At 49.7% G+C, this 19014-nt stretch carries 27 protein-coding genes and 2 riboswitches; of the genes, 6 read left to right on the top strand and 21 right to left on the bottom strand.

What is annotated here, in order from left to right:
- Positions 1 to 36: 36 nt before the first annotated feature.
- On the bottom strand, positions 37 to 1107 hold the full coding sequence (locus tag Q9M42_RS02090) for an aldo/keto reductase (protein ID WP_322524875.1): 1071 nt from the start codon (positions 1105 to 1107) through the stop codon (positions 37 to 39).
- 388 nt (positions 1108 to 1495) lie between these two features.
- On the opposite strand from Q9M42_RS02090, the gene Q9M42_RS02085 reads away from it, so the two are divergent.
- Entirely contained in the window at positions 1496 to 1807 is a 312-nt protein-coding gene (locus Q9M42_RS02085) for a hypothetical protein (protein WP_322524874.1), read from the top strand.
- A gap of 79 nt (positions 1808 to 1886) precedes the next feature.
- Here Q9M42_RS02085 and Q9M42_RS02080 read toward each other — a convergent pair whose 3' ends face one another.
- From Q9M42_RS02080 to Q9M42_RS02050, 7 genes are all read right to left on the bottom strand, one after another.
- Entirely contained in the window at positions 1887 to 3530 is a 1644-nt protein-coding gene (locus Q9M42_RS02080; RefSeq protein ID WP_322524873.1) for a catalase, read from the bottom strand.
- A gap of 201 nt (positions 3531 to 3731) precedes the next feature.
- Positions 3732 to 5465, bottom strand: coding sequence for a SulP family inorganic anion transporter (locus tag Q9M42_RS02075; protein ID WP_322524872.1), 1734 nt, complete (start codon positions 5463 to 5465; stop codon positions 3732 to 3734).
- Between the two features lie 164 nt (positions 5466 to 5629).
- A complete protein-coding gene (locus tag Q9M42_RS02070; RefSeq protein ID WP_322524871.1) occupies positions 5630 to 5803 on the bottom strand; it encodes a hypothetical protein in 174 nt (57 codons plus the stop codon).
- A gap of 33 nt (positions 5804 to 5836) precedes the next feature.
- Positions 5837 to 6403: a hypothetical protein gene (locus Q9M42_RS02065; protein WP_322524870.1), complete on the bottom strand. Its 567-nt coding sequence runs from the start codon at positions 6401 to 6403 to the stop codon at positions 5837 to 5839.
- A 47-nt stretch (positions 6404 to 6450) separates the two neighbouring features.
- Entirely contained in the window at positions 6451 to 6747 is a 297-nt protein-coding gene (locus tag Q9M42_RS02060; RefSeq protein ID WP_322524869.1) for an RDD family protein, read from the bottom strand.
- A gap of 8 nt (positions 6748 to 6755) precedes the next feature.
- Positions 6756 to 6881, bottom strand: a complete 126-nt coding sequence (locus Q9M42_RS02055) for a hypothetical protein (protein WP_322524868.1) — start codon at positions 6879 to 6881, stop codon at positions 6756 to 6758.
- 113 nt (positions 6882 to 6994) lie between these two features.
- Positions 6995 to 7507 (bottom strand): GNAT family N-acetyltransferase, encoded by a 513-nt coding sequence (locus tag Q9M42_RS02050; protein WP_322524867.1) that lies wholly within the window; start codon positions 7505 to 7507, stop codon positions 6995 to 6997.
- A gap of 153 nt (positions 7508 to 7660) precedes the next feature.
- Positions 7661 to 7767, top strand: a riboswitch (glycine riboswitch).
- A gap of 3 nt (positions 7768 to 7770) precedes the next feature.
- Positions 7771 to 7848, top strand: a riboswitch (glycine riboswitch).
- A 78-nt stretch (positions 7849 to 7926) separates the two neighbouring features.
- Between Q9M42_RS02050 and Q9M42_RS02045 the strand changes: the two genes are divergently transcribed.
- From Q9M42_RS02045 to Q9M42_RS02035, 3 genes are read left to right on the top strand one after another with little or no spacing between them, the layout of a single operon-like run.
- Complete coding sequence (locus Q9M42_RS02045) at positions 7927 to 8424, top strand: serine dehydratase beta chain (RefSeq protein ID WP_322524866.1); 498 nt, start codon at positions 7927 to 7929, stop codon at positions 8422 to 8424.
- Positions 8421 to 9305, top strand: coding sequence for an L-serine ammonia-lyase, iron-sulfur-dependent, subunit alpha (gene sdaAA, locus Q9M42_RS02040; protein ID WP_322524865.1), 885 nt, complete (start codon positions 8421 to 8423; stop codon positions 9303 to 9305). Before Q9M42_RS02045 ends, sdaAA begins: the two co-directional genes overlap by 4 nt.
- 36 nt (positions 9306 to 9341) lie before the next feature.
- On the top strand, positions 9342 to 9482 hold the full coding sequence (locus Q9M42_RS02035) for a hypothetical protein (RefSeq protein WP_322524864.1): 141 nt from the start codon (positions 9342 to 9344) through the stop codon (positions 9480 to 9482).
- A 439-nt stretch (positions 9483 to 9921) separates the two neighbouring features.
- On the opposite strand, the gene Q9M42_RS02030 is transcribed toward Q9M42_RS02035, so the two are convergent.
- On the bottom strand, positions 9922 to 10404 hold the full coding sequence (locus tag Q9M42_RS02030) for a universal stress protein (RefSeq protein ID WP_322524863.1): 483 nt from the start codon (positions 10402 to 10404) through the stop codon (positions 9922 to 9924).
- Between the two features lie 273 nt (positions 10405 to 10677).
- Here Q9M42_RS02030 and Q9M42_RS02025 point away from each other — a divergent pair, with 273 nt between their 5' ends.
- Positions 10678 to 10815, top strand: a complete 138-nt coding sequence (locus Q9M42_RS02025) for a hypothetical protein (RefSeq protein WP_322524862.1) — start codon at positions 10678 to 10680, stop codon at positions 10813 to 10815.
- Between the two features lie 51 nt (positions 10816 to 10866).
- On the opposite strand, the gene Q9M42_RS02020 is transcribed toward Q9M42_RS02025, so the two are convergent.
- The 4 genes from Q9M42_RS02020 to Q9M42_RS02005 form a co-directional block, all read right to left on the bottom strand.
- The gene (locus Q9M42_RS02020; protein WP_322524861.1) at positions 10867 to 11439 is read right to left on the bottom strand and encodes a nitroreductase family protein; all 573 of its coding nucleotides are present in this window, start codon (positions 11437 to 11439) and stop codon (positions 10867 to 10869) included.
- 41 nt (positions 11440 to 11480) lie between these two features.
- Entirely contained in the window at positions 11481 to 12347 is an 867-nt protein-coding gene (locus tag Q9M42_RS02015; protein WP_322524860.1) for a pirin family protein, read from the bottom strand.
- A 116-nt stretch (positions 12348 to 12463) separates the two neighbouring features.
- Positions 12464 to 12901, bottom strand: coding sequence for a MarR family winged helix-turn-helix transcriptional regulator (locus tag Q9M42_RS02010; RefSeq protein ID WP_322524859.1), 438 nt, complete (start codon positions 12899 to 12901; stop codon positions 12464 to 12466).
- 71 nt (positions 12902 to 12972) lie between these two features.
- The gene (locus Q9M42_RS02005; RefSeq protein WP_322524858.1) at positions 12973 to 13428 is read right to left on the bottom strand and encodes an Lrp/AsnC family transcriptional regulator; all 456 of its coding nucleotides are present in this window, start codon (positions 13426 to 13428) and stop codon (positions 12973 to 12975) included.
- Positions 13429 to 13612: 184 nt separating this feature from the next.
- Here Q9M42_RS02005 and Q9M42_RS02000 point away from each other — a divergent pair, with 184 nt between their 5' ends.
- Positions 13613 to 14515 (top strand): DMT family transporter, encoded by a 903-nt coding sequence (locus Q9M42_RS02000; protein ID WP_322524857.1) that lies wholly within the window; start codon positions 13613 to 13615, stop codon positions 14513 to 14515.
- Between the two features lie 13 nt (positions 14516 to 14528).
- Here Q9M42_RS02000 and Q9M42_RS01995 read toward each other — a convergent pair whose 3' ends face one another.
- From Q9M42_RS01995 to Q9M42_RS01960, 8 genes are all read right to left on the bottom strand, one after another.
- Positions 14529 to 15401 (bottom strand): SDR family oxidoreductase, encoded by an 873-nt coding sequence (locus Q9M42_RS01995; RefSeq protein ID WP_322524856.1) that lies wholly within the window; start codon positions 15399 to 15401, stop codon positions 14529 to 14531.
- 87 nt (positions 15402 to 15488) lie between these two features.
- Positions 15489 to 15632: a hypothetical protein gene (locus tag Q9M42_RS01990; protein WP_322524855.1), complete on the bottom strand. Its 144-nt coding sequence runs from the start codon at positions 15630 to 15632 to the stop codon at positions 15489 to 15491.
- A 47-nt stretch (positions 15633 to 15679) separates the two neighbouring features.
- On the bottom strand, positions 15680 to 16186 hold the full coding sequence (locus Q9M42_RS01985; RefSeq protein ID WP_322524854.1) for a GNAT family N-acetyltransferase: 507 nt from the start codon (positions 16184 to 16186) through the stop codon (positions 15680 to 15682).
- Positions 16187 to 16343: 157 nt separating this feature from the next.
- Entirely contained in the window at positions 16344 to 17009 is a 666-nt protein-coding gene (locus Q9M42_RS01980) for a 3D domain-containing protein (protein ID WP_322524853.1), read from the bottom strand.
- Between the two features lie 468 nt (positions 17010 to 17477).
- On the bottom strand, positions 17478 to 17915 hold the full coding sequence (locus Q9M42_RS01975) for an Hsp20/alpha crystallin family protein (protein ID WP_322524852.1): 438 nt from the start codon (positions 17913 to 17915) through the stop codon (positions 17478 to 17480).
- A 139-nt stretch (positions 17916 to 18054) separates the two neighbouring features.
- Positions 18055 to 18390, bottom strand: a complete 336-nt coding sequence (locus Q9M42_RS01970; RefSeq protein ID WP_322524851.1) for a hypothetical protein — start codon at positions 18388 to 18390, stop codon at positions 18055 to 18057.
- 151 nt (positions 18391 to 18541) lie between these two features.
- Positions 18542 to 18808, bottom strand: coding sequence for a hypothetical protein (locus tag Q9M42_RS01965; protein WP_322524850.1), 267 nt, complete (start codon positions 18806 to 18808; stop codon positions 18542 to 18544).
- Positions 18808 to 18990 carry a hypothetical protein gene (locus tag Q9M42_RS01960; protein WP_322524849.1) on the bottom strand — a complete coding sequence of 61 codons (183 nt, stop codon included), beginning with the start codon at positions 18988 to 18990 and terminating at the stop codon, positions 18808 to 18810. Before Q9M42_RS01960 ends, Q9M42_RS01965 begins: the two co-directional genes overlap by 1 nt.
- Positions 18991 to 19014 lie beyond the last annotated feature (24 nt).

Raw genomic sequence — 19014 nt, 5'->3', positions numbered from 1 at the left:
AATTTTGCTTAACAAAGCTAAGCTTCTTTTTGAAATTTATTCATCCATCCCCATCGACTTTTTGTATCCTTCCAAATACGGCATTTCGGACGGGCTCCCCATTTCAAACCCGGCCATCGTCCGGTGCCACAACGGATAAATCGGTGCCGGACGCGCGACAGATTCGATCCGGTCATGCTCGTCCTGCGTTAAATACATATCTGCCGACGCCAGATTTTCGCGCAGCTGCTCTTCATTGCGGGCTGCAATGACAATTGGACCGACGTTCGGGCGGTCCTTCACCCATGCATAGGCAATTTGCGGAACAGTTGCGTTCCGGCCTTCGGCCACTTCTTCAAGCGCGTCGATTACCTGATACAGGCGCTCTTCATCCTGAATCCACGGCTCCGGCCAGCCGCCGCCCTGGCGGGTATTCGCCGGTGCTTTTTTGTTCCGCCCGATTTTTCCCGTCAGCAGTCCTTCTCCAAGAGGACTCCAGATCATCGAACTCACGCCAAGCTCCCGGCCTGCCGGCAGCAGCTCATATTCTGCTTCACGCGCCTCCGGCGTGTAGTAGATCTGCTGGGTGACCGGCGGAATGTAGCCGGGACGCTCTGCGACGGAGAATATTCTTGCAAGCGCCCATCCGCTGTAGTTGGAGACGCCCCAGTACCGGATTTTTCCGGACTTCACAAGATTGGTCATTGTTTCTACGGTTTCCTCCACCGGCGTGCGGCCGTCCCAGAGGTGGACAAAATACACGTCCAGATAATCGGTGCCGAGCCGTTCCAGCGTCCGGTCTATGGACGCTTCAATGTTGCTTCGGGATGCCCCGAAAGCGTTGGGGTCATTGTCAAAATGGAAGCCGGTTTTGGACGTCAGAAGCACTTCGTTACGCCGGTCTTTAATGGCAGATCCCAAAACGCGTTCGGCATCGCCCTTTGAATACAGATTCGCGGTATCAAACATGTTCATGCCTGCCTCGAGCGATATATCCACGATGCGGCGGGCGTCCTTTTCATCAATGTTTCCGGTCGCTTCAAAGCCATTCGTGCCGCTGAAGGGAATAGTTCCGAGTATATACTTCGGCACGCGCAGGCCGGAGTTTCCAAGATAAATATATTCCATAGTTAAAGCCTCCTGTGTGTTAAATAATTCCTCTGACTGTCCGGCCACCTTCTGTTCTTTCAGTTACTTTGTTCTTATACCTTGAATGTTTTTTCTGCAAACATTTGTAAACGAATACTTTTTAAACTACTTAGTAAAAGTTTACAGTCTGCTTTATTTTTAAATTAGCACTTTTGGCATGAGTAATTATTATAAAAAAGGGGTATTTCTTCAGTTATGGGGATTAACCCCTGTATAAAAGTACTTATTGATTACAGCTGTCTGAATGCTCTTCATTCTTTTTGTTTTTCTCTGCATATGATTCAGGTAAAAGAAAAAATGCTTTTTGAAGGTTTTCATCTATGGATTAGAACAAACTTTTCACTGCATTAAAGGAGTTATTTATACTATGTCTTCCATCGTATTCGGTTATACGTTTTATGAACAGGAGCTGCTCGTCGGTACAGCGGTGAGCCTGGATCCTTACCTGAACGGCCAGGAGGTACACATGTTTGAAAGCATCGATAAATTATTTCAGGCGCTTCATCCGTTTGCGGTGAATGGGACTCCTGTATGTTTTCTGTCTGATGCCCGTGTGTTGAAAGCCCCGTGGGCCTCGTATGATTTAAGCCACAATACGAAGACGCCGCAATGCTTCCATCATATACGTCCTGCTTTCGATACGTTTGACGGCGATAGCGGCCAGCCGCTTTTCGAATAAACCACGGGAAATTAATAAAGAGCTGAAGCCGGAGAATGATCTCCGGCTTCAGCTCTTTTATTGTTTTCAATCTTCCCTCTTAATAAGGGTCGGACGGAATGCCGTGCTCTTCCGCCTGCTTGACGCCTTCTTCTGTCTTGGTGGCGCCTGCAGGACCACCGTGCGTAGCATCCTGGTCTGCTCCATCTTCGGAGCTGCTGTTTTTCAGCCCTTCTTCGACCCGGCGGCCGTATTCTTCATCACATTTCTTAAAGTGGGCAATCATTTCCTCCTGGATTTCCTTGTTACATGGAATCAGGTTGTCCACGAGGTTTTTGATTAATTCATCCTTTTCCCATTCCTTAAACTTGCGGAACGTTTCTCCCGCCTGCCGGTAAGGGTTCTGGCGGTCGATGGCTTCTTTTTTCACTTCCCCTTCAGTATAAGGAGTGTGCGGCTTCCCGCTCATCTCCGCTTCCTTCAGGTTATTCAGCGTGGAAGGCTCATAGTTCACGTGCGGATTCTGTCCTTCGTCGTTATCGACTTTGTACGACATCTGTCCGCCGCGCTGGTTGGTCGCCACTTTTTTCTTCGCCTGGTTGATCGGCAGCTGCAGATAGTTCGCGCCGACGCGGTACCGCTGCGTATCAGAGTACGAGAACGTACGGCCCTGCAGCATTTTGTCATCGGAGAAATCCATGCCGTCGACAAGGACACCTGTACCAAATGCGACCTGTTCCACTTCGTTGAAATAGTCCTCCGGATTGCGGTCAAGCACGAGCTTGCCGACCGGGATCCACGGGAACTGCTCCTTCGGCCACAGCTTCGTATCATCGAGCGGGTCAAAGTCGAGCTCCGGATGATCGTCGTCGCTCATTACCTGCACGCGAAGCTCCCATTCCGGATAATTGCCTTCCTCGATCGCTTCATACAGATCCTGGGTGGCATGGTTGAAGTTTTTGCTCTGGATGCTGTCCGCTTCTTCCTGGGTCAGGTTGCGGATGCCCTGAACTGGTTCAAAGTGATATTTCACGAGCACCGCTTCACCGTCTTCGTTCACCCATTTGTACGTGTTCACTCCGGAGCCCTGCATCTGCCGGTAGTTGGCCGGAATGCCCCACGGGGAGAATAAAAACGTCAGCATGTGCATCGATTCAGGTGTCTGCGACATAAAGTCAAAGATCCGCTCGCTGTCCTGCACGTTCGTTACCGGATCCGGCTTCAATGCGTGAATGACGTCCGGAAATTTGATGGCGTCCCGGATGAAAAAGACCTTAAGGTTATTGCCGACGAGGTCCCAGTTGCCGTCCTCGGTATAAAATTTCACGGCAAATCCGCGCGGATCGCGGAGTGTTTCCGGGGAAGTCCCGCCGTGGATAACGGTGGAAAAGCGTACAAACGCAGGTGTCCGTTTGCCTTCCTCCTGGAAGATTTTTGCGCGTGTATATTTGGAAATCGGCTCATCGCCAAAGGAACCGTACGCTTCAAAATAGCCGTGTGCGCCTGCGCCCCGGGCGTGCACTACCCGCTCCGGTACACGTTCGCGGTCAAAATGGCTGATTTTTTCTAGAAATTCATAGTTTTCAAGCGTTGTCGGCCCGCGATTGCCGACGGTTTTCGAATTTTGGTTGTCCCGGACAGGATGCCCCTGTCTCGTCGTCAGGGTGCCGTCTTCATTTGTATTTTGCTTATCGTCGTTTTTTTCTTCGTCGTGTTCATGATTATTATTGCGATCTTTACTCAATGTATATACCTCCTTTAGGAAATCTACTCATTATTACCCGCGTTCATTATGGTTCAAACGATTATTCCGAATTTTTTAAATTCAAGGTATATAACTATATACCCCGACACAGTGGTCTTCCAAAGGGGATTTGACAGGCCCCGAATCAAAAGCAGGCCGGCGGGTGCCTCCCTTCCGGCCTGCTTTGTAACATTACGCATGCTAAATCATGTAGTCCCAGGAGTCCTGCTTCGGCTCTGCGGGAGTTTTAAACGGAACGTTGCCCTCGTGTTCCAGAAAGCCTTCGAGGGTCTGGTATTTAATCGCTTCGGCGTATTTTTCATCCCATCCGGCCCGAAGCAGCAGATCCCGGACAGGCCCCTTCAGCTCGACAAACCATATCTGCACGTCCGGCTCCCGGCGGAACATTTCAATGATCTGCTCAAGTGCACCGATGCCGGTTGTGTCAATGTCGTTCACCCCGGACATGTCAATCGCGGCCTTCAGCCCGCCGGTTTCTGTTTTTCGGCGGTCCTGAATCGTTTTTTCCACCATTTTCACAAAATAGCCGACGTTTGAAAAATGAATGCGCGTGTCCGCCCGGACGAGCACCGTGCCCGGCACCCGCTTTGCATTTGGAAACCGCTGCAAGTCTAAATAGCTGTGGGTATCCTCCTCATAGCCGATCTCCACAATATTCGGCCGGGAAATGTGGCGCAGCAGCAGCAGGATGGAAAAGCCAATACCGATTAACAGTCCCCACTGAATGCCGACAAGAAGCGTCGCCGCAAACGTCACGATCCATATCCATCCGTCCTCCGGCTTCACCCGGAAGGCGTCCTTTAGTGACCGGATATTGATCAGCCCGGTGACCGAAACGAGAATAATGGCTGCAAGCACCGCGTACGGCAGAAAGTAAAATAAAGACGTGAAAAAAAGAAGCGTGACCAGCACGCCGGCAGCGGTAATAATCATGGCTGCCTGCGAAGCTGCTCCTGTACGGTAGCTGATGGCGCTTCTTGAAAAGCTTCCGGTCACCGCGTAGGAGGAAAAAAACGGGCCGGCAATATTTGCATACCCGATCGCCCGGATCTCTTTGTTCAGGTTGACTCCAAAATCGTTTTTATCGCTCAGTGTTTTAGTGATCGCAAGCGTCTCCATCATCGCAATTAACGCAATCGTCAGCGCTGTCGGAATCAACACCTGCACGTCCCCAAGGTTAAAGCCCGGCACGGTGAAATCCGGAAGCCCCTGTGGCACTTCCCCGACGACGCTCACTCCCTCGTTGTCGAGGCGGAAAAGCCCGACTGCCGCAATGCTCAGTACGACGACAATGAGAGAAACCGGAAGATTTCGTTTTACTTTCCGGCCCCCGACCAGCACCAGCAGGCTCAAGGTTCCTACGAGCAGGGTCGGGATATGTACCTGCGGCAGATGGACGATCACATCCCGTAAAAGCGGGATAATCTGCGTCTGACTCCCGACGCTGATGCCCATAAACTGCCCGAGCTGGCTCATGCCGATCGCAATTGCCACTGCCGACGTAAAGCCGCTGATTACATTCGGCGAAATAAATTTTACAAATGCGGCGGCATTCAACAGACCGAGTGCCACCTGCATGACCCCTACCATGACTGTGAGCAGCAGCACGAGCGCCACGTAATCTGGCGACGCCGGCTCTGCATACAGCGATACGCCGGAAAAAACAAGAATGGACGCCATCGCCACCGGCCCGATAGCCAGATGCTTCGATCCCCCGAACAGGGCGTAGATTAAAAGCGGAAGCAGCGAAGCGTACAGCCCCATCACCGGTGGCAGACCGGCGAGAACGGCGTAGGCCATTCCCTGCGGCACAATCATAATAAAAATCGTAAAGCCCGCAGCCATATCCTTTTTCAGTGACTGATTATTGTACTCCTGCGGCATGCTTAATATGTTTTTTATCCTCCGGCGCATAAATCCTTCCTTCTTTCTCCGTGAACTTACAAAGTGTTCAATCTCTCTCTTATAAATCATGGACCATAACTGCTTAAAAGAAAAGCCCGCACCGCACCTTTTTGTAAAAACAGACTAACGCCGGCAGCAGCATAAAGGCAGACACCCGGAGGTCCCTGCCCTTATTAATACTTCCGTTCACTTTTCAGCTCTTCTCTAATTTCGGCCTTCAGCCGCTCGTACACATGTTCATCCATCTGCTCCCTGTTTACGCGGCTCATTCGTTCGCCAAGTACTTTTATGTTAAAGGCAATCATCAGGAGAGCGCCGAAGATCAACAGATCTATAAAAATGGCCATTGGTTTTCCCTCCCGGATCAACGTGACTTCTTTCTACCCGCTGTTCTGTAAAAAGGCTTTAATCTGTTCGCGGTGGACGTCAGTGTCCGCCCTTGCCTCTTCCGAGTATGAAATGGAATAGGTGCCCCCGTTTGCGTGAAATGTATAGGTAATAGGACCGCTTTGAATGTCCCGGCCCACCGGACGTCCCCCAATACTGAGCACGTCATCGTGAGCGCCGAAGACCATCTGGTCGCCCGCTTCGTAATTTAAAGTAATGTGAATGTCGTTGCTGTTGACGCCGTACACAAGGCGTGTACTGTAGTCCTCTTCATACCGGTGCCTGTTACCCGCATCCTGAAAATAAGGAAGAAGCTCGTCCTCTTCTTCCTCGCTGTACCAAATCTCCACTTCCTCGGGCTCCCCCTCTTCATCCTCGTTAATCTGCGCCCTCGAAACCGGCGCATCGTTCAAAGACGGAAGCGGAACTTCTTCTCCCCATTCCATTTCTATATTTTCAGGGACCTCCTCCTCTTCCTCCGTATAGTAAGAAGGGACGGAACAGGCGCTTAAAAGGATGAATATGCCGGCTGCTCCGGCAGAAAAGATCTTTTTCATCATCTATTTCCTCCGCTCGCATGATTGACGTTACCGTCCCAGCAGTAAAGCTACCAGCTTTTTTTCACCACCCGGGTGCCCGCAAGAAAATCGTGCACCGCCCGTTTGTCCTTCCGGACAAGCACCATAATTATACTCGTGATCATCAGTATGTATAGAGTAATTCCGTACAAAATATTAGCTACGAGCACACGCATCAGCATTGCCCCGATGCCAAGCTTCCTTCCGTCCGTTTTCACAATCTGAATGCCCATGACATACTTTCCGACCGTCTGGCCCTGCCATACTATCGGCAGAATCATGGAATATAAAAGCGATCCGACTCCGGAAAATATATCGACAGTCACATTCACATTCACTTCATCGGGGTCGATCCATACATGGCCAGCATACTAATGAGAAGGATGGGGAGAGCTAGCAGAAGGCCGTCAATAATAACAGCGAGCAGCCTGCTGCCAAACCCGGCAGGTTCCTGTTGCATACATACACTCCTTTATTCAATATAGCTTTAACTGCTCATTTTCTATTTTTTCATAATAAGCTAATTTTTGGAAGTTATAATTCCAATCATTGCTGGTTTTTTCAGCGAAATTCTCAATCGCCGGGAAACAACTCAGTGTTCAGCCGGCCCATCACCAGCACATTGTAAAACGCGCCCCCGGCAAAATGGGCTTTACGGAGCGTACCTTCTGGTTCAAACCCGCGGCTTTTATACAGCTGTACTGCGCGCGCGTTCCCTTCCACCACGTCAAGCTCCAGTCGCAATAAGCCTAAATAATTGTCGGCAATGTCCAGCAGATGATCAAGCAGACGGCTGCCGATCCCCCGATGCTGAAACTCATCGTGCACCGCCATGGCAGTCAGTCCGTAGTAATGAAGCTTACCGCTCAGGACCTCCAGGGAGCCGATACCGACGACACGTCCGCCGTACTCGGTGACAATCACGTGGTCGTTTTCCTTCAGCCCTTCGATAAACGACTGGCTGGAGGCTCTTCGCTCTGAAGGAAGCCCGAGCGTATAATGCATAACAGAGGGCTGGCGCCGGAGAATATTAATGTCTTTTTCATCTTCCGCGGCAACGGGGCGCAGAATGATTTGTTCGCTCATAGTCGCCTTCCTCGTTTCTTCGGTAAATTGGTTTATTGTTCTTAACTAATAGGCTGCATCCAGTATATCGTTCTCATGCCAGCTGTCAAAAAATAGGTTTACTTTTCCATACCGGATGTTTAAACTAAAAGTAATAAAATATTGGTTTTGCAGATGAACGTATTGGGAGAGCCTGTAGAATATATTACAGCACCGAAGGAGCAATTCTTCCCACCAGCCGGGGAGAAAAAACTCTCAGGTACCAGGACCAGTACAGGATGCACCTCTGGAGAAGGTATGCGTACCTGCCGAAGAAGAAAATTCCTGCTAAAGAATGAAATCTTTCAGGCACCCAGACAGAGAAACGGCGATGCAGGCCGCTTCTCTGTCTTTTTTTATATTAATGTAATCGCTTTCAATTAAGATATGGAGGAATCGTTATGGATTTTGACAGCTGTTTTGATATTATCGGCCCGATCATGGTCGGCCCCTCGAGCTCTCATACAGCCGGGGTCGTATCGATCGGGAAATTTGTGCACGACTGGCTGGGAGATGTCACCGATGTGACAATCACGTTCTACGGCTCTCTCGCCTCCACCTATCAGGGGCACGGATCGGATAAAGCCATACTCAGCGGCCTGCTTGGATTATCCGCCCACGACACCAACGTCCGGAGTGCTTATGCACTGGCAAAGGACAAGAGGCTTCGCTACGACTTCCGGTTCTGCCCGGGCACTCCGGGCGGATGCCACCCGAACACTGTCGCTCTGCAGGCATCGTCCGGCACAGAAACCGTCCGCGTATCCGGCGCCTCCATCGGCGGCGGAGTAGCCTGCATTTATGAAATTAACAGTCATGACACCAGCATTAATTTGGGAACGGGCCCGGATATTGCATCGATTGCAGCCCGCACGAAAAAGGAGGCGTCATTTATATGAACGATACTATGGAAAGCATTGTGCAGGAATGCACGGCTCAGGACATTTCCATTGGCGAGTGGATGCTGCGACGCGAAGTGGAGCGATCCGGTTCTTCCCGGGAGCAGATTTTCGGACGCATGCAGGAGCGGCTGCACGTGATGAAGCAGGCCGTCCGGGACGGATTGAGTGACATTATGGAAACAGAAAGCAGGCTCTCGGGCGGTGATGCTTACCGGATGCATCAGTATAATCAAAACACCGCCCCGTTATCCGGACCGGTCATCAGCACAGCGATGGAGGCCGCGATGGCGACCTCCGAGAGCAACGCTAAAATGGGGCTTATTGTAGCAACGCCGACGGCAGGGTCCGCAGGTATTCTGCCGGGTGTTCTGGTCTCTCTTCAGAATAACCGTGGCATTAGTGACGACACTCTCACGTTAGGACTGTTCACAGCAAGCGCCATCGGATACGTGTTTGCGAATCACGCCTTTATTTCCGGCGCGGCCGGTGGATGCCAGGCGGAAATCGGGTCAGCTACGGCCATGGCTGCCGGCACAATCACAGAGCTGCAGCATGGCTCCCCGGAGCAGGCAGCCCACGCCACTGCAATGGCGATGAAGTCACTCCTTGGCCTTGTATGTGATCCGGTCGCCGGGCTCGTCGAAGTGCCATGCGTGAAAAGAAACGTCATAGGCACGTCCATCGCTTTTTCAGCGGCCGATATGGCTTTAGCGGGCATTACCAGCCGCATCCCCTGCGATGAAGTGATTCAGACGATGCACGCCATCGGCCGCGACATGCCCGGCAGCCTGAAAGAAACCGCTGAAGGAGGGCTTGCTCAGACCCCGACGGGAAAAGAAGCCGCCCGGAGGCTGTTTCAGCGGCCCTGCAGCTTATGACCCCCGGGCTCTAAATTCCACATAAGAGGTGAAGCTATGAACGAACGCCGTTTTTTTCAAATCTGGTTCGGCACTCTCACTCTCGTCAGCTTATTGTTTACGTACTGGGCTATAGCGGTTTCCGCCCTTCTTTTAGGCATTTTCTGTTTTATTTTTTCAAGACCCGGTGAAACGTAAAGCCTTGTACAATTCAAAAACGGCTTAAATATGGCTTCCGCCAGGCTCAAGCCGTTTTCTTTACTATCCATATTCTATTCAAATTCCAGGCCTTCTGCTTTCCCTTTCACCCCTGAAGTGCTATTCTTACTGTAAGTCCCTTTAAAGGAGGTCATTGTCATCGACCATTTTGCATATGTACTTCAACGCCCCAAAAACCAGGTATACATAGGAACAGCTGCCGATATCCGCTCACGCTTCGGCAGCAAGGAGCCCGTTTATTTTTGTTCGGAGGATGAACTGCTCGCCAGCTTAAACTCGTTTCGCAATGAAGAGCTTATCATCACTACCGTCAGTGACCTTCCAGTGATTAAACAAAAATGGGACGATAAAAACCAATACACTCTTTAATGACGCATAAAGAGTCCCAGTGGGGTCACTCCGCTGGGACTCTTTTGATTTACTGAAGCGGTGCGGTGTGCGCTCGCTGGATCGAAGCGATCGCGGGGTCAACGACATGAACGTCGCAGGGAGCATGCTTCAGCACCGTTTTTGTGGTGGTGTTTCCCTGTATCGCCTGCCCGAGGGCGTTGCCGCCGGACTGCCCGACAATGATAAGATCCGGATCAACTTTTTCACAGAGCTGGTTCACGAGGCGTTTTTTCGGAACTCCATTGTCCAGGACGGTTTTTACCCGCGGTACTCCTTTTTCTTCCCCCCTCTTCCGGTACGCTTCGAGCCGGTATTCGGCTTCTGCATACAGTCGTCTGATACCGATCGGGTCCATCCATCCAAGCGAGGAATATTCATTATAATGAAACACATAGGCAAGCGTCAGGTCGGCATCGTGTTTAACCGCGACACGGCATGCTTCGTCAAAGGCATCAACATTAGGGTTACTGAGCACATCAAGCGCTGCCAGGATATGATTATATTGTTTCAATCCATTTCACCTCTTATTTTTTATAAAAATAAAAGCCAAAAAGCACAGAGGTTTTCCCTCGTGGTACTTTTTGGCTTATGTTGCAGGCTTATGGATTCCCGACATTTCCGCCGCTTTGGCTTGTATTTATTACCATATTCCCAGTCAGTCTCAATACTCAAACTTAAAATATTGCGTTTTTATAATTTTCATTCATTTTCACATTTAATTCAAGGTTTTAAATATTTGTTATGCGGATACAATACAATTGAAATATCGTTGCAGGAGGATTGTATGAACAAACATCATCTTTTAAACCAGCTTAATGCTCTAAAACAGCAATGGGTCCAAAAAGAAATCTCCCTGCGGGAATACTTGCAGCAGCGTTTGAACCTGCGCGAGCAGCTGAATAAAAAGCACGATGAAAAATAAGAAAAAGCAGGCAGCGGGACCAAACCGCTGTCTGCTTTTTATATGCCATTACTATTCCCTTATCCAGGTGGTCACCTGTTCCACCGGCTTCCGGTGGCCTTCCTTCATCTCCCGCATCGGATAGCCGATATAAATCAGTCCGAGTACTTTTCCCTGCCATCCCAGTCCAAACAATTCGTTCATTTTCGGATGATAGCAGTGCGCCCCGGTGCGCCAGAAGGCCGCCAGCCCAAGGGCATGTGCAGCGAGCAGCATATTCTGGATGGAGGCGTATACTGCGCCGTACTCTTCCAGGGTATCCACCCGCTCTTCCTCAGATGGCTCGGCCGCCACTGCAATCACGACCGGTGCACGCATCGGCTTCTCCTTCTGCTTTTCAAGATTCTTTTGCTTTTCCATTTTTTCTTCCGGCGTCATACCCTCCGCGACAATGGCGGCCATCGCTTCCCCGAGCTGCTTGCGCCCGTCACCGGTCATGACGAAATACCGCCACGGCTCCGTTTTGTGATGCGAGGGCGCCCAGGTGCCGGCTTCGAGCACCTGCGCGATGGCATCCTCGGGTACTTCGGTTTGTTCTACTAGTCCGTTACTGCGACGTGAATGAATTGCTGTCAGTACATCCATTCTGCTCCATCTCCTTCATATTGAATGACACTCTGTTCAGCCTACTCTGCGGGCGGTCCGAATTTTCCCTCGTGAAAGTCCCGGTACGCCTGCCTGATTTCTTCCATACTACTCATCACAAACGGACCGTACGGTACAATCTCTTCACGGATAGGTTCGCCGGAATACACGAGCAGTCTGGTCCGCCGCTTGTGTGCTTTGATACGGAGCGTCGAGAGCGCTTCCGTATCTCCGTCCTCCTCGAAGGTAAGCGTCGCGACGTCATGCTTGTTGACGGTCCCATCCGCTACATCGGCACTGCCGGAAAGTGTATAAAGAAAGGCATTATGGTTTTCCGGCAGTTGATGTACGTATTCGGCGCCCTCCGATAAATTAATTTCGGTCAGCGTGATGGGAACGAGCGAGTTCAGGGGTCCTTCTTCCCCGGCGATAGTTCCGGAAAAAACCTTTAAATACCCGCCGTCAATTTGGACGATCGGCGCTTCTTCCCCGTACACATTCTGGTAAATAGTTTCAGTATTTCGCTGGTTCTTCGGCAGGTTCAGCCACAGCTGAAGCGTATGGGCGATATCATTTTCCACCCCGTCTTCCGCATGGCGGGCCGCCCAGCCGGCATTCATATACTGCATGTCGCCGGGCTCGAGAATGTCGCGGCCGCCGCCGTTGTCAATATGCTCAAGCCGTCCGTCCACCACATACGTCACGGTTTGAAAGCCACGGTGCGGATGATCCGGGAACGTGCCCTTCTTGAACCAGTCCTCGGCCATTAAAATGAACGGATCAAACTCCTTCCACCGGTCCACCGGCAGCACCCATCCCTTCTGAATGGAAGGAAAACCGAATTCCTCGTACTGTACCGTCCATTTATCACGAATCCGGCGCTGAAACAAATGCTGTTGATGCTCCATGCACAACCCCTCACTTTCAATTTAGTATGCATAGCAACTAATGCCTTAAAAAATATATTCACTTCATTTAATCTGCATCTTAAGTACAACATATTTTTCCGGCTCCTGCAAAGAATCTACTCCTCCCAGAGAGCTCCCGAAACATTTTTATTTATTTTGACAAGCGTCTGTTCAAGCGCTTTGAGCTCCTCTGTACTGATTCCCTTCGTCACGGCAGCATTGAACCGCTCGGCTGCCGGGCGTACCTTTTTCTGCAGCTGCCTGCCTTCCTCTGTCACAAACAGCTGCATGGCCCGCTGATCCTCGGTCCCCGCCTCCCTCCGCACGAACTGCTTTTTTTCAAGCTGTGCAGCCATCCGAGCGACATTGGTTTTATCCTTCTGCAGCTTGCGCGAGATATCATTCTGGGTGCGGCCGTCTTCTTCCCATAGAAGCATCATGATCAGGTTCTGCTCCGGAGTCAGATTAAACTCCTGCAGTTCTTCTTTAATAAAGCTTGTTAATTTCAAATCGGTCTGATGGATCATAATGCTGATAAAATCTTCGGTATGCATCTGAATTTCCTCCGTTGGCTGATGGTTTTGGACAACGAACTTTATTTTAATCAAGTCCGTTAAAAAATGCTTTATTTCCGCAGCGGCAGCACCGTCGAAGCCTTTACCTCCCGCAGCACGATGCTCGTCTGAAGCTGGGACACGCCGAGCTGGTTCAGCTCCCGGATAAAAGCCTCCAGCTCCTTGCGGCTGCGGTGGATCGTTTTCAGCATATAATCAAACGAGCCGGTCATGCAGTAGCACTCCATCACCTCCGGCATTTCCGATAAACGGTGTTCGAGCTCGTTTAACTCCTGCGTCTGGTGAATACTCGTGCTCATAAATACCGTGCACAAAAGATCATACCCGAGCTTTTCCTGGTTGAGGATCGCCGTATACGAATCAATATACCCTTCCTGCTCCAGCCGTTTGACCCGTGCGTGGGTCGCCGGCGCGGAAAGGTTCACCCGCTGGGAAAGCTCCAGGTTGCTGAGCCTCGTTTCCGTCTGCAGTAAATCAAGAATATGTACATCCACCTCATCGAGCATGCGTTTCCCTCCCGAATAATATTCGTTTTCCACGTGTTTTCTTTCCCTTAAACAAAAATAAATTCTTTATAAATTTTGATTGGAGAATAATATTTTGAATTAATTAATTTATACAGAATAATATGTTATACAATCATTTTACATGATACATTTATTCCGTACAACACTACGGGAGGGAAAACGCATGAAATACATCGCACTGCTGCTGCTCGCAAGCCTATGCTGGGGAAGCAATTTTATCGTCGGCGAGGGATTGACCGCCTACGCTTCACCCGTGACACTGACGATTCTGCGTTACGGCATCGCCGTTCTCTTCCTGCTGCCAATCATTCTGGTCACAGAAAAACGCCTGCTTCCCAACAGAAAAGCGATTGTACCGCTGCTTCTGATGGGAATCACAGGCGTCGCCCTATTTAATATTCTTCAGTTCACCGCGCTTGATTCATCCAATGCCACCAGCGTGAGTATTATCTCGACGATTAATACACTGTCGATCGCCCTGTTTTCAGCGCTTCTTCTCCGTGAACGGCTGCGCGGCGCACAAATCACGGCCATGCTCGTTTCCACCGCCGGCGTACTGCTCGTCGTGAGCGGCGGAAGCCTCGCTGGCTTCTCTTTTGCCTCCGGCGATGTGTGGATGCTTGCGGCGGTGTTGGTTTTTGGGCTCTACTCGATCTGCAGCCGCTGGGCGACCACCATGGTATCTCCGATGATGTCGGTCTGCTACTCCGGGTTGTTCGGCTTACTCCTGCTGCTTCCGATCAACGGCTTTCAGGCTCCGGTCCATCAGATCGATGCCGCATTTATCGGGTCAATGCTGTTTTTAAGCATCATTGCCACGATTATCTGTATGGTGCTGTGGGGAATCGGCGTGAAGCATCTGGGAGCGACAACCTCCGGGCTGTTTTTAAACTTTAATCCGCTGTTTACCGCCCTGCTTGCCTTTACCCTTTTTGACGAACACCTCACCTGGCCGCAGGCGGCAGGCAGCGCCATCGTCATCGGCGGATGCATCGCGTTTTCCCTCTTCACGAAAAAACGCGGGAGGCTGCAATCAGCTCCCGCGCTCCAAAAGCGTACGGCTTGAGGCGTTGTCGTAATTAAGACTCGGCCGGAAGCGTCCGCACGAGATGTTCAAGCGCGTCACGCATCGGTGTGGCCGGACGGCCGAGCAGCTTTTCAAAATCATTGCTTTCAATGTCGAGCGATCCGCTGCGGATGCCCTGCTGGATGCTTACAAGCATTGGCACCACCGCCTCCGGCATGCCGGCTTCCTTCATGATCTCCGCATATTCATCGTCGTCCACGTGCTGCACTGGAATCTCTTTTCCGAGCACGTCTCCAAGTATGCTTACTAGCTCGTCCTGAGTATACGGGCGGCCGGAAAGCTCGTATACCGACTGCTGTTCTCCCTCTCCTGCGAGAGCGGCGGCTGCTGCTTCTGCGTAATCGAGCTGCAGCGCCCACCCTGTCCGGCCGTTCCCGGCAGCAGTAACCCACGGCGCCCCGTTCATGGCTCCCTGAATGCCCGGCACTTCGTTTTCGAGGTACCAGTTGTTGCGCAGAAACGCATGCGGAATGCCGGTTTCAATGATCGCATTTTCGGCAGCTCGATGCGGCGGAGCCAAAAACATCGTGCTGCTTTCAGCATGGCCGATGCTTGTGTAGGCAATAAAGGAAGCACCCGCGCGCGCCGCAGCTTCTACCGCGTTCGTATGCTGTTGGATTCTTGTGTCGTTGTCTCCATCTGTTGATATAATCAGCAGCCGGTCCACGCCGGCAAACGCTTCGTCTAGACTTTCCGGATCGTCAAAATCGCCGCGGCGCACGTCCACCCCTGCTTCCTTCAGCTCCTGGGCCTTGTCCGGATTCCGGACGCTGACGGCCAGCTGCTCCGCCGGCATCTTTTTCAGCAGCGACTGCATCACCTGGGAACCTAATTTACCTGTTGCTCCGGTTACTAGTGCTTTCATCTGTCATTCCTCCGTTTCTATTGTCAATTATAACCAAAACAGTTACATGCAGTACAACAAAACGCCTGTTTTATAATTTCGCCGAGGCTATCCCAGCGTTAAAATCGCGAGCGCTGTAAGAAACAACGCATAGCTGCTGTAAATGGAGATTTTCCTCACCCGGCTGTTAGGAATAAAGCTGACCGCTGTCAACACACCGGCGAAGCCCAGCACCATGAGCATGATAAGCATGTTCTTCCTCCTTGGGCTGCCCGGTTCGCAGCTGTTTTTCTTCTATCTTAAATAGCACGTCTGTACCGGAGCGATACATAATCCTCGTCTTCCGTGTTCGCATATCCGATACGCTCTCCTTCGTACATAAATCCTTTGGCTTCATAAAAGGGAATCGCCAGCTGGTTGCCCTTCTGCACAGACACCCACTGCTCCGCAGACCCCCATTTCTGCTGCTGGCTTGTCACAATATCAAGCAGCATTGTGCCTATACCTTCGTTCCGGCGATCCGGGTCCAGATACAGCACGTACAGTTCAGATTCCTTCTCCCCTGTCATGCCGCCGCCCGCAGCTCCTATTACTGCTTCGTTTTCCACGGCTGTAAAATATCCTCCCCAGTCGAGGCTTGTATGCTTCACCTCATCGAGCACCCTGGCTTCATTATAAAACTCCCGGCACACGCGCTCAAGATAATCATCACTGCACAGCCCCCGGTACGTCGCCCAGGTCGCTTTCGTACAGACAGAAATAATGCCGGAAACATGCGACGGTCCGGCCTGTTCGATATGTATCATCTTTTTCCTCCGGCCTAACAATTTTATTAAAGCTTTTCCTTCGGTCTCTTTCATATTCTAAACGTTTTTCCTGATTTTTAATATATGTTCCAGGTGAAATGTAGAAACAAAAAAATCCCCTCCAGCTCTGGAGAGGATTTTTGCTTCGTGCTATTGATTAGTCGACTACTGTTACTTCAACGTCCTGACGGCCGAAGGAATTTGCTTCAGATGTGTTAGGTACGTGCACATCAATACGGTCACCGTTAATCGCGCCGCCCGTATCTTCTGCTTTATACGTGCCCATGCCTTCCACTTCTACAGTGGAGCCGAGTGGGATCACGTCCGGATCTACGGCGATGACATTCGCGTCACGGTCGTTGTTCAGGTTTTTGCCAGTTGCCGTGATGCCGCTGCAGCCTGCACATTCAGCCGTGTATGCTGTGGCTTCCATTGTCATGGATTCGCCGCCGCTATTGCTGCTTTCGGAAGTTGATTCTCCCTGAACTTCTCCGCTGTCATTGGAAGATTCAGATGAAGAACCTTCAAGAGCTCCCTGTGTTTCCGGACCTGCTACGCCGAAGTAGCTGCCGGCAGAAGAAGAAATACCGTTGTCTGCCTGAAAGTCTTTAACTGCGCTTTCTGTTTCCGGTCCGAATGTGGAACCGGTGTTTCCACTAAAGTAGCCTTCTTCTTTTAATTTATCCTGAAGTTCTGCAACGGAAGAGTTAACGTCTCCTCTGTCCAACTGCCCGTGGTCGCTGATGGATGCGTCCGCTGCCTGTGGTGCTCCGAATACTACGCCTGCTGTAATTGCTGTTCCAAATAATGTTTTTTTCATCATATTGATTCAACCTCCGAGGTAAAGATATTTTTTTCGTCCTGATGACGATGCCCAATGAACTGTTTGCCTATATGATTACTTACCTTTACGTCACTGCTTCGTGGATAGGTTGGTTGTTAAATGTAGTTGATTGCTGAATTACTTATGTGCTTTCTCTCAAACACAACGCTTCCGATTATGACGCGGGGACCTAAAAATATCAACAGCATTAATTTAGTTGTAATCTCCTCTTAATAAACTTTCATTTTATGTAAAAAAAGCAGGCCTTATGGCCTGCTTCAAAGCTTCGCAAAGATATAAACAGCGGTTTACCCACCAGAATTTGTCACGAAATATTACAATGAGATTACCGCCTTCTATATGAACGCAGGTAATTCCTCTTGCTTCAAAGCGTTTCATGCGGTTTTGCCAGTACTTTCAACACATTCAAGCGCAAATACGAATATTTACAGTATGACTGTAACATTCTTATTGAATGTCGATTTGTTTTTTATCTACAGACCGCTTTTCCTCTTTTGGCAGCTGCAGCTTCAATACGCCATTTTCAAAAGAAGCCTGGATATCATCATCTTTAACATTCTCAAGTGTTAGGCGCCGGCGGAATTCACCGTAGCTGCGTTCTCTGTGCACGTAGTCATCATGGTCGATGTCCTGCTTTTCCTCGCGCTTCGCACTTATCGAAAGCACCGGTGCTTCATATTCCACCCGGATATCTTCCTTGCGAAAGCCAGGGAGCTCTGCTTCGACTACATATTCTTTATCTTCTTCACGAACGTCCAGCTTAAACTTGTTCATGTCCTGAAGAGGCTCCAAAAACCGGTCATTCAGCAAATCTCCAAATCCAAAACCACGGGAGAGGTCCGGGAAAAACCCTCGATTACGGCGATTAGGTGTTAAATCTGCCATCATGCATTCCTCCTTGTTCGAAGTAATGGTGTTTTCATTATTAATTATATACGCTCATTATGGATATTAAACTATTTTTTGCAAAAAAATTTTAGAAAAAACACCCCTCCCGTCGACAGGGAAGGGTGGTTCAGAGTTACTATTTCTTCAGCTTTTTCGGCAGCTTGCCTTTTGCCTTTTTCTTCAGAAGTTTTTTCTGCTTCGCCAATTTTTTCGGTGTACTCTTCTTTTTGTTTAAAATATAACGCGGTTTTTTCGATTTTTTCTTTTTATCTTTTTTCTTGCCTTTATCGTCGCCGTCCGGCGTCAGGCCTTTTTTGATTTTACGTGTAATAAGCGGAAGTGATCCGCCAATCAGGCTGCCTGTAGCCACCCAGCCGTATCCCTTATTTTCCTTATTATTTTCGTTTTTCTCTGCCATGTAATCATCTCCTTTAATCGTTTCATCAGCTCCAGTCGTTTGTCGCTGAATCAATATTTCTGCTGACTATAAATCGCTCATACATATATGTTTTCCGAACTATTAATATTTCAAACAAATTTTCACGATAAAATGTTTTTTCTGCCTCTATATTTACACATAAATATGGATATTTCCCTTTATTTTTAAAAGCAGGAACATTTCGTTATAAATATTCTCGAAATAGCGAATAGCCGCCAAGGCCGACGATCATGCAAACAGTAATTGTAGTAAATGTATAATTGATATCTCCTAACTCAAATGCCCCGCTTCGCGCCCCCGCAATAACTGCACTTACTAGAGAGACCACCCCTGCAACAAATACATATCCGAATGTAAACAGCAAATGTATTTTCCAGTTCGCCGGCTCAAGCACTGCATATAAAGCGAAGGATACGAGCACCACGGGGATTAATAACACCAACAGATTCATCAATTCTTCTGCAGCCGCTTATTTTTAATAACATCAGCTGTAAGCCATCCCGATCCTATTACTGCCACCATAGCGAGCGGTATCATAGTGAACAGGTTTTCCTTTTCAAAATAGTTCATGCCCATAATTACAGTGATTGATATGATTAATGAAGCTAAAAGTATTATTTGCCGGACATTCATTGAAAAGCCTCCTTATAGGAAAAT

Origin of the sequence: Marinococcus luteus, from assembly GCF_034497705.1 — a bacterium.
In the GTDB taxonomy this organism is placed as follows: Bacteria; Bacillota; Bacilli; order Bacillales; family Marinococcaceae; genus Marinococcus; species Marinococcus luteus_A.
Note: the sequence above shows the minus strand (reverse complement) of the source record. Positions and strands in the feature narration are given on the sequence as shown.

What these genes read in the sequence shown, in the direction of transcription:
- Q9M42_RS02000 (WP_322524857.1), top strand. Translation starts at nt 13,613, where the DNA reads ATGAAATACATCGCACTGCTGCTGCTCGCAAGCCTATGCTGGGGAAGC.
- Q9M42_RS01975 (WP_322524852.1), bottom strand. Translation starts at nt 17,915, where the DNA reads ATGGCAGATTTAACACCTAATCGCCGTAATCGAGGGTTTTTCCCGGAC.
- Q9M42_RS02010 (WP_322524859.1), bottom strand. Translation starts at nt 12,901, where the DNA reads ATGCATACCGAAGATTTTATCAGCATTATGATCCATCAGACCGATTTG.
- Q9M42_RS02075 (WP_322524872.1), bottom strand. Translation starts at nt 5,465, where the DNA reads ATGCGCCGGAGGATAAAAAACATATTAAGCATGCCGCAGGAGTACAAT.
- Q9M42_RS01995 (WP_322524856.1), bottom strand. Translation starts at nt 15,401, where the DNA reads ATGAAAGCACTAGTAACCGGAGCAACAGGTAAATTAGGTTCCCAGGTG.
- Q9M42_RS02055 (WP_322524868.1), bottom strand. Translation starts at nt 6,881, where the DNA reads ATGCAACAGGAACCTGCCGGGTTTGGCAGCAGGCTGCTCGCTGTTATT.
- Q9M42_RS02025 (WP_322524862.1), top strand. Translation starts at nt 10,678, where the DNA reads ATGAACAAACATCATCTTTTAAACCAGCTTAATGCTCTAAAACAGCAA.
- sdaAA (WP_322524865.1), top strand. Translation starts at nt 8,421, where the DNA reads ATGAACGATACTATGGAAAGCATTGTGCAGGAATGCACGGCTCAGGAC.
- Q9M42_RS02065 (WP_322524870.1), bottom strand. Translation starts at nt 6,403, where the DNA reads ATGATGAAAAAGATCTTTTCTGCCGGAGCAGCCGGCATATTCATCCTT.
- Q9M42_RS01960 (WP_322524849.1), bottom strand. Translation starts at nt 18,990, where the DNA reads ATGAATGTCCGGCAAATAATACTTTTAGCTTCATTAATCATATCAATC.
- Q9M42_RS01980 (WP_322524853.1), bottom strand. Translation starts at nt 17,009, where the DNA reads ATGATGAAAAAAACATTATTTGGAACAGCAATTACAGCAGGCGTAGTA.
- Q9M42_RS02015 (WP_322524860.1), bottom strand. Translation starts at nt 12,347, where the DNA reads ATGGAGCATCAACAGCATTTGTTTCAGCGCCGGATTCGTGATAAATGG.
- Q9M42_RS01985 (WP_322524854.1), bottom strand. Translation starts at nt 16,186, where the DNA reads ATGATACATATCGAACAGGCCGGACCGTCGCATGTTTCCGGCATTATT.
- Q9M42_RS02085 (WP_322524874.1), top strand. Translation starts at nt 1,496, where the DNA reads ATGTCTTCCATCGTATTCGGTTATACGTTTTATGAACAGGAGCTGCTC.
- Q9M42_RS02020 (WP_322524861.1), bottom strand. Translation starts at nt 11,439, where the DNA reads ATGGATGTACTGACAGCAATTCATTCACGTCGCAGTAACGGACTAGTA.
- Q9M42_RS01965 (WP_322524850.1), bottom strand. Translation starts at nt 18,808, where the DNA reads ATGAATCTGTTGGTGTTATTAATCCCCGTGGTGCTCGTATCCTTCGCT.
- Q9M42_RS02050 (WP_322524867.1), bottom strand. Translation starts at nt 7,507, where the DNA reads ATGAGCGAACAAATCATTCTGCGCCCCGTTGCCGCGGAAGATGAAAAA.
- Q9M42_RS02070 (WP_322524871.1), bottom strand. Translation starts at nt 5,803, where the DNA reads ATGGCCATTTTTATAGATCTGTTGATCTTCGGCGCTCTCCTGATGATT.
- Q9M42_RS02035 (WP_322524864.1), top strand. Translation starts at nt 9,342, where the DNA reads ATGAACGAACGCCGTTTTTTTCAAATCTGGTTCGGCACTCTCACTCTC.
- Q9M42_RS01990 (WP_322524855.1), bottom strand. Translation starts at nt 15,632, where the DNA reads ATGCTTATCATGCTCATGGTGCTGGGCTTCGCCGGTGTGTTGACAGCG.
- Q9M42_RS02045 (WP_322524866.1), top strand. Translation starts at nt 7,927, where the DNA reads ATGGATTTTGACAGCTGTTTTGATATTATCGGCCCGATCATGGTCGGC.
- Q9M42_RS02090 (WP_322524875.1), bottom strand. Translation starts at nt 1,107, where the DNA reads ATGGAATATATTTATCTTGGAAACTCCGGCCTGCGCGTGCCGAAGTAT.
- Q9M42_RS02005 (WP_322524858.1), bottom strand. Translation starts at nt 13,428, where the DNA reads ATGCTCGATGAGGTGGATGTACATATTCTTGATTTACTGCAGACGGAA.